The 12,851-nt window shown below is 66.7% G+C and carries 11 protein-coding genes and 1 tRNA gene; 3 read left to right on the forward strand and 9 right to left on the reverse strand.

Going from position 1 to position 12,851, the window contains the following annotated elements; translation table 11 throughout:
* Nucleotides 1-156: 156 nt before the first annotated feature.
* Entirely contained in the window at nucleotides 157-1,428 is a 1,272-nt protein-coding gene (locus AAFP30_RS03120) for a PucR family transcriptional regulator (protein ID WP_419228358.1), read from the reverse strand.
* A gap of 99 nt (nucleotides 1,429-1,527) precedes the next feature.
* The gene (gene aceE / locus AAFP30_RS03125; RefSeq protein WP_419228359.1) at nucleotides 1,528-4,311 is read right to left on the reverse strand and encodes a pyruvate dehydrogenase (acetyl-transferring), homodimeric type; all 2,784 of its coding nucleotides are present in this window, start codon (nucleotides 4,309-4,311) and stop codon (nucleotides 1,528-1,530) included.
* Nucleotides 4,312-4,521: 210 nt separating this feature from the next.
* On the opposite strand from aceE, the gene AAFP30_RS03130 reads away from it, so the two are divergent.
* The 3 genes from AAFP30_RS03130 (at nucleotide 4,522) to AAFP30_RS03140 (ending at nucleotide 6,109) form a co-directional block, all read left to right on the forward strand.
* Nucleotides 4,522-5,097 (forward strand): hypothetical protein, encoded by a 576-nt coding sequence (locus AAFP30_RS03130; protein WP_419228360.1) that lies wholly within the window; start codon nucleotides 4,522-4,524, stop codon nucleotides 5,095-5,097.
* 122 nt (nucleotides 5,098-5,219) lie between these two features.
* The gene (locus tag AAFP30_RS03135; protein ID WP_419228361.1) at nucleotides 5,220-5,648 is read left to right on the forward strand and encodes a DUF3052 domain-containing protein; all 429 of its coding nucleotides are present in this window, start codon (nucleotides 5,220-5,222) and stop codon (nucleotides 5,646-5,648) included.
* Complete coding sequence (locus tag AAFP30_RS03140; protein WP_419228362.1) at nucleotides 5,645-6,109, forward strand: peroxiredoxin; 465 nt, start codon at nucleotides 5,645-5,647, stop codon at nucleotides 6,107-6,109. Before AAFP30_RS03135 ends, AAFP30_RS03140 begins: the two co-directional genes overlap by 4 nt.
* Nucleotides 6,110-6,124: 15 nt before the next feature.
* Here the strand turns inward: AAFP30_RS03140 and AAFP30_RS03145 are convergent.
* The 7 genes from AAFP30_RS03145 to AAFP30_RS03175 all read right to left on the reverse strand — a co-directional run bounded on the left by AAFP30_RS03145 (nucleotide 6,125) and on the right by AAFP30_RS03175 (nucleotide 12,848).
* Nucleotides 6,125-6,196 (reverse strand) — tRNA-Val (locus AAFP30_RS03145).
* A gap of 48 nt (nucleotides 6,197-6,244) precedes the next feature.
* On the reverse strand, nucleotides 6,245-7,015 hold the full coding sequence (locus AAFP30_RS03150; protein ID WP_419228363.1) for a putative protein N(5)-glutamine methyltransferase: 771 nt from the start codon (nucleotides 7,013-7,015) through the stop codon (nucleotides 6,245-6,247).
* 26 nt (nucleotides 7,016-7,041) lie between these two features.
* Nucleotides 7,042-8,019 carry a helix-turn-helix transcriptional regulator gene (locus AAFP30_RS03155; protein ID WP_419228364.1) on the reverse strand — a complete coding sequence of 326 codons (978 nt, stop codon included), beginning with the start codon at nucleotides 8,017-8,019 and terminating at the stop codon, nucleotides 7,042-7,044.
* 55 nt (nucleotides 8,020-8,074) lie between these two features.
* Nucleotides 8,075-8,956, reverse strand: coding sequence for an aldo/keto reductase (locus AAFP30_RS03160; protein WP_419228365.1), 882 nt, complete (start codon nucleotides 8,954-8,956; stop codon nucleotides 8,075-8,077).
* Nucleotides 8,957-8,991: 35 nt separating this feature from the next.
* Nucleotides 8,992-10,299, reverse strand: coding sequence for an HNH endonuclease signature motif containing protein (locus tag AAFP30_RS03165; RefSeq protein ID WP_419228366.1), 1,308 nt, complete (start codon nucleotides 10,297-10,299; stop codon nucleotides 8,992-8,994).
* 82 nt (nucleotides 10,300-10,381) lie between these two features.
* Complete coding sequence (locus tag AAFP30_RS03170) at nucleotides 10,382-11,857, reverse strand: serine/threonine-protein kinase (RefSeq protein WP_419228367.1); 1,476 nt, start codon at nucleotides 11,855-11,857, stop codon at nucleotides 10,382-10,384.
* A 1-nt stretch (nucleotide 11,858) separates the two neighbouring features.
* Entirely contained in the window at nucleotides 11,859-12,848 is a 990-nt protein-coding gene (locus tag AAFP30_RS03175) for an alpha/beta hydrolase family esterase (protein WP_419228368.1), read from the reverse strand.
* Between the last annotated feature and the right edge of the window lie 3 nt (nucleotides 12,849-12,851).

The raw sequence follows: 12,851 nt of genomic DNA on the forward strand, positions 1-12,851 counted from the left end.
TGAGCCGCATGAACCTTATCGCAAGGATTTGTAGGGTTCCCACAAACTTGATCTAACAGGTGGCTGGTTCGTCATCACTCTGAGATGCGTTACCAAATCGTGCCCAAATGAGGCTCATCAGGACAAATGCCGATTTTCTCTTGTTACTGGTGAGTCCTATGTGGCGAGAGTTCGCGATTCGTTCTGCAAGTGTGTCAATCGACCCACCGTCGCGGCCACCCGGAGGACATAGGCGTCGCGAGGGTTAGTTGGATCACGTCCTGTAATTTCCGCAATTTTCTTTAGTCGGTACCGGACAGTATTTGGATGGATATACAGTTCGCGCGCGCAGCTCTCCACGGAGCCCCCGGAATCGAGGTACGCCTCGAGGGTGGTGTTGAGCGTCGGGCCGCCCTTGGCGAGTGGGCGCACCAATGTCTCTGTGAGAGCGGTCACAGCCGCGGTGTCCCCATTGAGTGCCCGCTCGGGCAACAACTCGGAACTGTGGACCGGCCGCGGGGCGTTCGGCCACCCGACGACGGCAGCGATCGCCGACATCGCCTCCGTCGCGCTGGTGTGCGCACTGCTCAGGTTCGACATCGTCGGCCCGATCACGACAGGACCGTCGGCGAACTGTTGGAGGAGTTCGGTGACGAAGCGTTCGTTCGTCCGGATCGGACCGCTGACGATGGCGACGAGAAAGCTACCCTGCACCACCGACAGTGCCGAGCGGTCGTATTGCTTGGCGGTGTTGTGGATCGCCAGCGGCACCGACACGTTCCGTTCCGGCGGTGGTGCACCGACGATCACCGTGGCCGGTGCTTCGAAGTCCCAGTTGAGTGCGGCCGCCCGCGATTGGAGTTGCGCGCCGGTGTCGCCGCGGACCACGGCGTCGACGACGAGCGCCTCCAGCCGGGAGTCCCAGGCACCGCGTGATTCGGCGGCCGAGGCATAGATCGACGCCGCGGCGAACCCGATCTCGCGGCCGTACCGCAACACCGACTCGGTCAGCGCGCGGAGTTGGGCGTCGTTGCGGGCCAGCAGCGGGAGCCACTTCTCGAAGAACTCCATCGCGACGCGGACCATCTCCACGGTCTGCAGCAGCGTGATCCGTCGGGCCAGGTCCTGGGGCACCACCTGGAACGCCTGAACCGTGAACTTGACGTTGCCCTCGGGGTCCTGAATCCATTCGACGAAATTGACCACGGCCGTCTGCACGACCAACTGCACGCTCGCGCGCTGCGCGGCGTCGAGGTCACCGAAGTAGGGCAACTGGTCCTGCATCGAGTGCACGGCCTCGGTCGCGAGGCGGCCGCTGTACTGCTTCACCCGCCGCAGCAGTGTGTCGGGCAACGCGTCGTGCACGGTGGCCGGAGCCGGGACGTGGGCGCCACGCGCGCCGAACACATCGGTGTGCGGCGGCTCTTGATTCACCCGAGCATCGCTCATCTGTTCAACCTACCGCCGGGACGGTTGAACCGACCCGGCCATACGACGCTTCGGCACGACCCTCAGGTCGTGCCGAAGCGCTCTGCGGGATGTCAGCGGTCAGGCGACCCCGGGATCACTCGTCTGCTCGGGCGCCGCCGCGACGTCGGTGATCTGGTACTTGTCGGCAGCCTCCTGCGCGACGCTCGCCGGGATGTGTCCATCCCGGGCCAGCGCGACGAGCACACCCACGACGATCGAGTCGGCGTCGACGTTGAAGAACCGTCGTGCGGCCGGCCGGGTGTCGGAGAAGCCGAAGCCGTCGGTACCCAGCGTCAGATAGGTGCCGGGCACGTAGGCGCGGATCTGTTCCTGCACCCCGCGCATGTAGTCGCTGACCGCGACGCACGGGCCGGGCACGTCGGCGAGTACCTCGGTCAGGTACGGCCGCGCATGGTCGGCCGCCGGCTCCCGGACCGCGTTGCGGTCGGCCTCGACGCCGTCGCGGGCGAGTTCGCTCCACGAGGTCACCGAGTACACGTTGGCGCCCACGTTCCACTCCTCGGCGAGCACCTCCGCCGCGCGCAGGGCGTCGGGCATGGTCACACCCGACACCAAGATGTTGGCGGGATACTGCTTGCCCTCGGGTGCCTGCTGGTGCAGGTAGATGCCCTTGAGGACACCGGCGACGTCGAGGTTCTCCGGGCGGGCCGGCTGACTGATCGGCTCGTTGTAGACGGTGATGTAGTAGAAGATGTTCTCCGCGTTCTCGCCGTACATGCGCTCGAGTCCGTCGGTGATGATGTGGCCGAGTTCGTATGCGAACGCCGGGTCGTAGGCCACCACCGCGGGGTTGGTCGCGGCGAGCAGCGGCGAATGTCCATCGGCGTGCTGCAGTCCCTCACCGGTCAGCGTGGTGCGGCCGGCGGTCGCGCCGATGACGAAACCGCGTGCCATCTGATCGGCGGCGGCCCAGAAGCTGTCGCCGGTCCGCTGGAACCCGAACATCGAGTAGAAGATGTAGACGGGAATCATCGGTTCGTCCTGCGTGGAGTACGACGTACCGACCGCCGCGAACGACGCAGCCGAGCCGGCCTCGTTGATGCCCTCGTGCAGGATCTGACCCTCGGTGCTCTCCTTGTAGGCGAGCATCAATTCAGCGTCGACCGACGTGTACATCTGACCGTTGCGGTTGTAGATCTTGAGCGTCGGGAACCACGAGTCCATACCGAAGGTGCGGGCCTCGTCGGGGATGATCGGCACGATGCGCTTGCCGATCTCCTTGTCGCGCAACAGGTCTTTGAAGATGCGGACCAGCGCCATGGTGGTCGCGACCTGCTGCTTGCCCGAGCCCTTGCCCGAGGTCTTCAGTGCGGGGGCCACGTCGGGCTTGAGCACCTTGGACTTCGCGCGGCGTGCCGGCAGCGAGCCGCCGAGCGCCTTGCGGCGATCCATCATGTACTCGATGACCTCGTCGTCGGCCCCCGGGTGGTAGTACGGCGGCAGGTACGGATCGGCGTCGAGTTGCTTGTCGGTGATCGGGATGCGGTTGTTGTCGCGGAACGCCTTGAGGTCGTCGAGCGTGAGCTTCTTCATCTGGTGGGTCGCGTTGCGGCCCTCGAAGTGCGTGCCGAGCAGGTAGCCCTTGATGGTGTGGGCAAGGATCACCGTCGGTTGCCCCTTGTGTGCCATCGCGGCTGCGTACGCGCCGTACACCTTGCGGTAGTCGTGGCCGCCGCGCTTCATCTCCCAGATCTGTGCGTCGGTCATGTCCTTGACGAGTTCCTTGGTCCGCGGGTCCCGGTTGAAGAAGTGCTCGCGGATGAAGGCGCCGTCGTTGGCGCGGTAGCCCTGGAAGTCGCCGTCGGGGGTGACGTTCATCAGGTTGACCAGCGCGCCGTCGCGGTCGGCGTAGAACAGCTTGTCCCACTCACGGCCCCAGATCACCTTGATCACGTTCCAGCCGGCGCCGCGGAAGAAGGACTCGAGTTCCTGGATGATCTTGCCGTTGCCGCGGACCGGGCCGTCGAGGCGCTGCAGGTTGCAGTTGATGACGAAGGTGAGGTTGTCGAGACCCTCGGTCGCGGCGAAACTGGCGAAGCCGCGCGACTCGGTCTCGTCCATCTCACCGTCGCCGAGGAATGCCCAGACGTGCTGGTCGGAGGTGTCCTTGATGCCGCGGTCGTGCAGGTAGTGGTTGAAACGCGCCTGGTAGATGGCGTTCATCGGGCCCAGGCCCATCGACACCGTGGGGAACTGCCAGAAGTCCGGCATCAGCCGCGGGTGCGGGTACGACGGCAGGCCGCCGCCCTCGCCGGCGTGGCTGTGTTCCTGGCGGAAGCCGTCCATCCGGGCTTCGTCGATGCGGCCCTCGAGGAATGCGCGGGCGTAGATGCCGGGGGAGGCGTGGCCCTGGAAGAAGATCTGGTCGCCGCCGCCGGGGTGATCGGGGCCGCGGAAGAAGTGGTTGAAGCCGACCTCGTACAGCGTTGCCGACGAGGCGTAGGTGGAGATGTGGCCACCGACGCCGACGCCCGGCCGCTGCGCGCGGTGCACCATGATCGCGGCGTTCCAGCGCACGATGCGGCGGAAGCGGCGCTCGACGGTCTCGTCGCCGGGGAACCACGGTTCGAGGTCGGTGGGGATGGTGTTGACGTAGTCGGTCGAGGTCAGCGACGGCAGCGACACGTGCTGTTCGCTGGCGCGCTCGAGCATCCGCAGCATCAGGTAGCGAGCGCGCGCGGGTCCGGCGTTCTCGATCAGTCCGTCGAACGATTCCAGCCACTCGGCGGTTTCATCGGGGTCGATGTCGGGCAGATGAGATGCCACGCCTTCCCGGATGACGCGGACCCGCTCGGGGTCGGCGGCGCGCGTGGCGGTCTTCTGCTCTGCCTGTTCGGTCACTGTGATGCCTACTCCCTCGGTCTGCCGGGCACGGTGGTGCCGGCGTTTCGATGACGCTTGGGTACGCGTCCCATGATGTCGGTGCGCGTTATCCCACCCTTATCGTGCCGTATGTCCTCAGACATTTCGTCGGTTGGGCTATGTTCCTCGTCACCCGCTCCCACCTGCGGTAGCGTTTCCTTGTTTGTTACTCACGGGTCAGGAGAAACGATGGCGACGCGACCGGACAATCGGCTGTGGCCGACCGTCTGCGGCCTTGTGGTGCTCGCCGCCGGGTTGTCCGCCTGCGCCACAACGGTCGACGGATCGGCGGGGGCGCCGTCGGCGGAAGTCTCGTCGTACCGGTCGGAGATGTCGGTCTCCCGCGCGGCCGCCGCGCGGACGGACAGCGCCGTAGCCCTCTGCCGGCAGACGATGACCTCGACCGGGGTGATGGTGCGCGATTACAACGGCTTCGTGAACCGGCTCAACGACACCGATGACTACGCCGCGGTCGGCGGGCTCGCCGGTACGGCGCGCACCAGTCTCACGACGGGTGCCGATCAGATCCGGGCCACACTGACCGAGGCCACGCCACCGGATGTCGGCGGTCCGGCGAACGCATTTCTCGGCAGTACCGGACGTCTTGCGGACGCCATCGCGCAGAAGCGACTCGTCGGATTGAACCCGGTCGCCGAGCAGTGGAACCGCGACAAGCAGGCGCTGCTGACCAGTTGTGGCGTGTATCTCCCACCGCCACCGCCCCCGAGTACGGCTCCGCCGCCCGCCCCGAGCCCCACCGGATAGGGCGGTATCCGTGCGGATTGTTGGCCGTGCCTCTGTTCGGGTTGCACCATGAGCCTCTAGGCTGTTCCCTAGGTCGAGAGTCACATGCTCAGACACATTCTTATCGGAGGAGGTCGCACGCGGTGGTAGCCGCCACAGAGTCCAGCGGCGCTGGGGGTGCCGGTCACAAGCTCGGTTTCACCTCGGGCATGGTGGTCCAAGAAGTGGGTTGGGACGAGGACACCGACGACGACCTCCGGGCCGACATCGAGGACGTCATCGGCGAGGAGATGCTCGATGAGGACTCCGATGAGGTCATCGACGTGGTTGTGCTGTGGTGGCGTGACGGCGACGGCGACCTGGTCGACGCGTTGATGGATGCCATCACCCCGCTCGCCGACGACGGGTACGTGTGGGTTCTCTCCCCGAAGACCGGCCAGGCCGGGCACGTCGATCCGAGCGAGATCGCCGAATCGGCGCCGACCGCTGGTCTCACCCAAACCAATGTGGTCAGTCTCGGCGACTGGTCGGGGTCGCGTCTGGTGCAGCCGAAGTCGCGTAAGCGCGCATGAGCGTTCTCGCCGTCGGCGATCGAGCACCAGACTTCGAGTTGCGCGACCAGAACAACCAACGTGTGTCGCTGAGCGGGCTGCTGGAAACCGGCAAGGTGCTCATCGTGTTCTTCCCGATGGCATTCACCGGCACCTGCCAGGGGGAGCTCGGATACATCCGCGATCACCTCGGTGATTTCGAGAACGACGACCTGCACACGATCGCGGTCTCGGTCGCCGCGCCGCCGCCGCACAAGGTGTGGTCATCGGCGCAGGGCTTCCTGTTCCCGATCCTCGCCGACTTCTGGCCGCACGGCGAAGTGGCCCAGGCCTACGGGGTGTTCAACGACGACGCCGGGTACTCCAACCGCGGCACGTTTGTGGTCGATCGCGACGGCACCATCGTGTTCGCCGATGAGGTCGGACCCGGGGAAGCGCGGGATTCTGCGCTGTGGGGGAAGGCGTTGGCGGCGGCCGAGTAGCTCGCTGTCATCCGGTGCGCGCAAAGGGATTCGAACCCCTGACCGCTGGTGTGTAAGACCAGAGCTCTACCGCTGAGCTATACGCGCGGGCGGCGACCGTCGACCCGCCGGATCGGTGAGCGCCAAGTCACGAATCTAGCGGGTCGGGCGCTCGATCCCAAACCGGCCGATAGCCACCGTCGCGGACAACTCGTCGGAGGTGGCGACACTCGTGGTCAAGCCTGCCTCCGCGAGCGCCGCCGAGGTCAGGGGCGCCTGGGGCTTGCTGGTTTCGATCAGCAAAGATCCGCCCGGCCGCAGCCAGTCGGTCACCTCGGCGGCGACCCGTCGATGGATGTCGACGCCGTCGGGTCCGCCGTCGAGGGTGTGCCGCGGTTCGTGGTCGCGTGCCTCGGGCGGCATGAACGCGATTTCGTCGGTGGGTACGTACGGCGCGTTGACGACGACGAGGTCGACGTGGCCGCGCAGCCGATCGGGGAGTGGGCCGAAGAGGTCGCCGCAGTAGGTGGCCGCCCCGATCCCGGCGAGGTTGCGTGCGGCGCAGCGCACGGCGACGGGATCGACATCGCAGGCGTGCAGGTCGATGCCGGGAACGGCGTGGGCGACGGCCAGGCCGATCGCGCCGCTGCCGCAGCAAAGGTCGACGACGGCGTTGCCGGGGTGGGCGCAGGCAATCGCCTGCTCGACCAGCAGCAGGGTGCGCCGGCGGGGTACGAAGACACCGGTGTCGATCTGCACGCGCAGACCGGCGAACGACACCCAACCGACGATCACCTCGAGCGGTTCACCGGCGACGCGTCGGGCGGCGAGTGCGTCGAGGTCGGCGCGATCGGCGGCATGGTCGACCAGTATGGCTCCCTCTTCGTCGGCGAAGACGCAGCCGGCGCGCTCGAGACGGCGGACCATGTCCGCCAACACTTCTGGCGACGCTCTCACAGTTCTCCGGCGGCACGTCGGTACCGGGCGGCCAGTTTTTCGTGATGGCCTGCGACGGCACGGCATTCGTCGAGTAGTGCCGGTGGATCGACGATGGTGAAGTCGGCGTCGAACGCGTGCAGCCACCTTGCGATGCCGCTCAACGAGGTGCTGTAGAGGGTGAGTTCACACGACTGCTCGTCGCCGGCCTCGATGGTGCCCCACTCGTCGTGGACCATCGTGGCCACCTGATCCAGCGGCGCGTGGATGCGCACCCGCGCCGACGCCTTCCGGTACACCGCACCGAGGCTGCGCGTGAGCAGGCCGGTGGCACCGCCGTCGGGCAACTCCCGCGGTGTGAAGCGCGGCCCGGTCGGTGTCTTGGGTTCCATCCGGTCGACCCGGAACGAGCGCCAGTCCTCGCGTGCCAGATCCCAGCCGATCAGATACCAGCGCAGACCGCTGCGGACGAGTCGGTACGGTTCCACCTCGCGGCGGCTCTCCTCGCCATTGCTCTTCCGGTAGTCGAACCGCAATCGCTCGGTCCGATGGCAGGCGGTGGCGATCTCGGCGAGTACCTCGGCGGACACCGAGGTGCGCTGCTCGCGCGGTACGGCGTCGGTGCTGAGGCTGTCGAGTCGATGCCGTAGCCGCGACGGCATCACCTGCCGCAACTTGGTGAGTGCGCCGGCCGACGCCTCGGCCATGTCCGCTACTGAACCGGTGGTGATCTCGTTGAGTCCCAACGCAACTGCGAGGACTTCCTGGTCATCCAGGAGCAGTGGCGGCATCTCGGCGCCGGCTCCGAGTCGGTAGCCGCCGCCCACGCCGACGGTGGCGCCCACGGGATACCCGAGTTCGCGCAGCTTGTCGACGTCACGACGCACCGTGCGGGTGGTGATCTCGAGGCGATCGGCCAGCTCCGCACCCGACCACTCGCGCCGGGTCTGCAACAGCGTCAGCAGCGCGAGGAGTCGGGCGGAGGTTTCCAGCATGTCTGTCATCATGCCGGGTACTGCGGACAATGAGTGTCCGCAATAGGGAACTCGGTCAGTCCTTGGGTGCGCCGAGATTCAGTTCGTCGGGATGAGCGCCCACTCGTTCACCGACGTCGAGGCGGTCGATGGTGGCCAGATCGTCACCGTCGAGTTCGAAGTCGAGCACATCGATGTTTTGCGCGATCCGCTCCTCGTGCACGGACTTCGGGATCGCGATGATCCCGTTCTGCAGGTGCCAGCGGATCATCACCCGCGCGGTCGAGGTGCCGTGCTTGTCGGCGATCGTCGTCAGCGTCGGGTCGGTGAGCAGGGTGTTCGGCGTCGACTTCGATCCCCAGCCGCTGCCACTACCGCCGAGCGGACTCCAAGCCTCGACGGCGATCCCGTGCCCGGCGCAGAACGCACGCAACTCGCGTTGCGCATGCCGGGGATGCAGTTCGACCTGATTCACTGCCGGGACTACGCCGGTGGCGTCGATGATCGCGGTGAGGTGATGCGGCTCGAAGTTCGATACCCCGATGGTCGTCGCCTTGCCCGCGTCGCGGATGTCGATGAGGGCGCGCCAGGTGTCGATCATCCGGTCGTGGTTCTGCAGTGGCCAGTGGATCAGGTAGAGGTCGACACGGTCGAGTCCGAGTCGGTCCAGGCTGGCGTCGATTGCCGCGAGAGCCCGATCCCGGCCGTGGTCGGCATTCCAGAGCTTGGTGGTCACGAACACCTCGGACCGGTCGACACCCGAGGCCGCCAACGCCTTGCCGACGGCTGCCTCGTTGCCGTACGCGGCGGCGGTGTCGACGTGCCGGTAGCCCGCGGTGCCGATGGCATACCGCACGGCGCGTTCGGTGTCGGCGTCGTCGGCCTGCCACACCCCCAGACCGAGCTGGGGGATCAGTGCGCCGGAGTTGAGCTCGATGGTGGGGAGGTCGGTGCTCATGGTTCCAGGCTAGCCGCGCCTCGGACGCGCTGCGTCTACGCGGCGTTGAGCAGGGCCAGCAGTCGGTTTTCGACGCGACTGACCGTCGCCGGGTGATGTCCGACGACGGCGGGTGCGCTGCTGCGGTGAGCGTGTCCGGTCGGGGTGATGGTCTCGAGGAGGTGACCGGTTCGGGTGTCGACGGTGCGGTAGTGCCATCCGGACATCTCCTTGGCCCGGTTGTGGATGCGGCAGGTGCCGTCGGCGTTGCGGGCGCTGGTCTCGCCGCCGTCATGATGTGGGCGGGCGTGGTCGATCTCGGCGATCGTCGCGCCGCAGTACGGGGTGCGGCAGTAACGGTCGCGGACAGTGATGAAGTGGGCCAACGACTTCGGGAACGCTCGAGCGGCCGATTCCATGGAGACCAGTGCGCCGTCGGCGGGACGGGCGAAGAGTCGACGAAGGGTCGAGTGGGCCTCGGCCTCGTCCACGAGGCCGGCGGCGATCATCTCGCGGGCTATCTGCGCGGGGATGGTCCCGTGGCCGGGTACGTGGGCGGGTTCTTCGGAGCCGCCGAGCAGCGCCGAGACGGAGATGACGACGTCGACCGCGACCGGCACCGCTTCGGCGGTCGCCTGTCCGGTGACCCGCTCGACGAGGGTGTCGGCCATGATCTGGTCACGGGTGCGCTCATCGCCGCCGACGATCGAGTCGGCGTGCTGCTTGAGTGCGGCGTACACTGAGATGCCCTGGGCCATCGGCAGAAGTGCGGTGACCGAGGTCATGAGGTCGGGCGCGGGGCGGGTGCTGACCCGGCGGTCCTTCGTCGCCTTCGCGCCGCGCGCCACCACTGCGCGGGGTTCGAGTTCGTAAGCATGGGCTTTCGCGGTCGCCTCGACCTGCCTGTCACTCATCCCGTCGAGGGTGTCGGTGTCGGCGCACATGCGGCGGTCGATCTCCTCGCGGGATTCGCGCGTGAGATAAGCGGTTTCGCGTACCAGGATGGTGGCACGCCATTCGGTGAGCTCACCGGTCGCCAGACGTGATCTCGTGTGCGGCATCTCGTGGACCAGGGCACGGGCGAACCCGAGATACTGGGCACCCTTCTGGGGTGAGGCCTTCCGCGCGAGACCGACCTCGGCGGCCAGGCCGCGTCCGCGTCGCGATTTCGGTACTTTACGTTGTTCTTCGTCGGCGCAGCGCAATTCGTCGAGGCGGGCGGTGTCGCGGGCCTGAGCGGCGGTGGCGGCGGCCTTGATGGTCTCGAGGAGCGTCAGTCGGTCGATGGCGTCGGATTCGGTGTCGGCCGGCGGCATGGCGGTGAGTTCGGTGGCGAGCGGGTGCAGGTCCTGCGTGGTGAGCATTGGTGTTCCCCCGAGCGGTGTTTCGTGCTTGTGGGTTCAGGATACGTTGGGGGTGTGACAGTTTCGGCTGTCGCGCCTGTCCTCACCCACATGAGATCTGGTGGTCAGGTGGTGAGCTCATGTCCAGCCACTTGCCATACGCGTTGCCACCGATCTGGCCGCGGAGTGCACAGATCTCTCCGGTGGTCTTCCCGGCTACGTAGTATGCGGCGTAGATCGGGTTGCCATCAAGGCTTTGACGAAGCGACGGACAGGTCTGGTCCGTTCGCAGATAAGACGACCCTGGATAACGCGATAGTAGGGCAGCGATCTCGGTCTGATAGGTGGCTGGTTCCGTCGCGTTGCCGACGACCACAATGCCGGTCCCGTCGCACGCGGGGCGCGAGATGGGCGTACCGAGGCCCAGATCGCCAGTGCTGAACCGTGGTTGGGAAGGCGCGGGCTGCTCAGAGGTCACAGTTGTGCGAATTGACGTCGGGTCGGTCGAGGTCACGGTCGTCACGGTGGTGATCGCTTGCTGCGAAGTAGAATCGGTCTCCTTCGGCACTGACCGGCCGGCGACCAACCACCATCCCACGGCCGCGACCGCCAAAACGGCGGCAACGACTGCTCCGATCACTGGTCGAGCTATGCCGGAGCGCGCCGCGCGGTCGTCCACCAGCATTGGGACGTCGGTCGACGGAGCGGGGATTGCCACGTGAGTTGTCGCCCATTGTGCTTGCCGTCGGCTTTCACCGGGAGGTGCAGCACCGGAGATCGCCGCCTGCGCCGCGTCGAGCAGATCTCTCGCGCGCGCATAGCGATGGTCGGCGACCTTGGACATACCGCGTTGCACCACCGGATCGAGCGGCGAGTTCAACCGAGGCGCGGCGCCGCGCAGTTGAGATGCGATCATCTGCTCTATCGATGGAGCCTGGAACGCCGGTCGGCCGGAGAGCATTTCGTAGAGAACGCAAGTCAGGCTGTAGATATCCGAGACCGGCCCCGCAGGATCCGGACCGAAACGTTCCGGGGCCATGTAGGCCAGGGATCCGATCGCGGCTCCGACTGTGGTCATTCGCGGATCGGTAAGACCCTGCGCCAAGCCGAAGTCGACGAGATAGGCAAAGTCTCGATGGTCAACAATGATGTTGTCGGGCTTCACATCACGGTGAATCAACCCAGCATCGTGGGCCGCGTCCAAGGCATCGCCGACCTGTCGGAGAATGTGCAACGCACGTGATTCCGGAAGCGGACCTTCGGCGTTCACCAGGTCGCGAAGATTGCGGCCCTCGACAAGCCGCATATCGATGAACAACAGGCCGTCGATTTCTCCCCAATCGTGGATCGGGATCACGTGCGGATCATTCAGCCGGGCAGCCGTCTGCGACTCCCGCATGAACCGTTCGCGGAAGTCGGACTGGTCGGCGAGTGCCGGGTTCAGCAACTTGAGTGCGACGTCGCGGTCGCGGCGAGTGTCTCTGGCCCGGTAGACCTGCCCCATGCCCCCGCGGCCGATCAGTTCGATCAGCCGGTAGTACCCCAGATTCGACCCGCTCCGATCGTCGCCTGCCGTCACCTCACAGCCCCTTCGGATGCAGCCAGAAGAACTGCCAGATCTTATCTGCGGCAGCGAATCCGGGGGAGTTGGGCCAGTTGTGGGTGCCGCCGGCGATGCGGTAGTGCACCACTTCGCGACCGAGAGCTGCGCACAGCGGCCAGTCGAGTCGGATGGTGGAGAGGGTCGCGGGTACCGCGATCGGAGCCGGGATGCACCCGGCGCGGGTGATCCAGCGGTGCAGCGCGGCGTCGACCGACAGATACCGCGCCCCGAACCGCACGCCGCCGCCGTAGTGGATGACCGCGTCGCTGGTTCCGTGGAAGTCGATCAGGGAAACCGGTGCTGCACCAGGACAGTTGGCCGCAGCCGGGAGGTAGAAGGCGGCACTGACGGTGGCGTAGGCCGCGAACATCGCCGGCATCCGGCACGCGAGCATCCCGACGAATCCGCCGCCGTTGGAGCGACCCACCGCGTAGATCCGGCCCGGGTCGACGCATTCACGCGCGCGGGTGGTCGCGACGAGTGCGCGGGTGAAGGCGAGGTCGTCGGCACGCCGGGCGGAGTAGGGGGCACCCTGCCAGGAGGTGGTACCGCGGGTGCCGCGTAAGCCGTTGGGATACAGCACGATCGCCGGGAGTCGGGACAATCCGGAGTACTGCTCGAAGTCGCGACTCTGCTCGGCGTGTCCATGGAACGCGACGATCAACGGTACCGCGGCGGTGCCGTTGTAGCCGCCGGGAAAGTGGATCCGATAGGAGCGTTGGAGTCCGCCCACCGTCATCGAACGGACCTCGGTGCGGCCCGGCCCGGACAGGTCGCGGGACCCCGAGGAACCGGCCGACCCGGTGGACCCGAGAGAGCCGGTCGACCCCGACGATCCCGTGCCGCATATGGCGGCGGCCGGTTGTGGTGCGGCGTCGGCGCGTCCCCGCATCCCGGTCAACAGCACAACCGCGATCGACAACAACGCCACGCAGGTGTGGCCGAATGTGCGTCGACGGTCCGTCACGGC

It is taken from the genome of Gordonia sp. CPCC 205515, from assembly GCF_048537925.1.
Taxonomy (GTDB): domain Bacteria; phylum Actinomycetota; class Actinomycetes; order Mycobacteriales; family Mycobacteriaceae; genus Gordonia.

What these genes read in the sequence shown, in the direction of transcription:
- AAFP30_RS03160 (WP_419228365.1), bottom strand. Translation starts at nt 8,956, where the DNA reads ATGAGCACCGACCTCCCCACCATCGAGCTCAACTCCGGCGCACTGATC.
- AAFP30_RS03120 (WP_419228358.1), bottom strand. Translation starts at nt 1,428, where the DNA reads ATGAGCGATGCTCGGGTGAATCAAGAGCCGCCGCACACCGATGTGTTC.
- AAFP30_RS03130 (WP_419228360.1), top strand. Translation starts at nt 4,522, where the DNA reads ATGGCGACGCGACCGGACAATCGGCTGTGGCCGACCGTCTGCGGCCTT.
- AAFP30_RS03150 (WP_419228363.1), bottom strand. Translation starts at nt 7,015, where the DNA reads ATGGTCCGCCGTCTCGAGCGCGCCGGCTGCGTCTTCGCCGACGAAGAG.
- AAFP30_RS03155 (WP_419228364.1), bottom strand. Translation starts at nt 8,019, where the DNA reads ATGCTGGAAACCTCCGCCCGACTCCTCGCGCTGCTGACGCTGTTGCAG.
- AAFP30_RS03140 (WP_419228362.1), top strand. Translation starts at nt 5,645, where the DNA reads ATGAGCGTTCTCGCCGTCGGCGATCGAGCACCAGACTTCGAGTTGCGC.
- AAFP30_RS03165 (WP_419228366.1), bottom strand. Translation starts at nt 10,299, where the DNA reads ATGCTCACCACGCAGGACCTGCACCCGCTCGCCACCGAACTCACCGCC.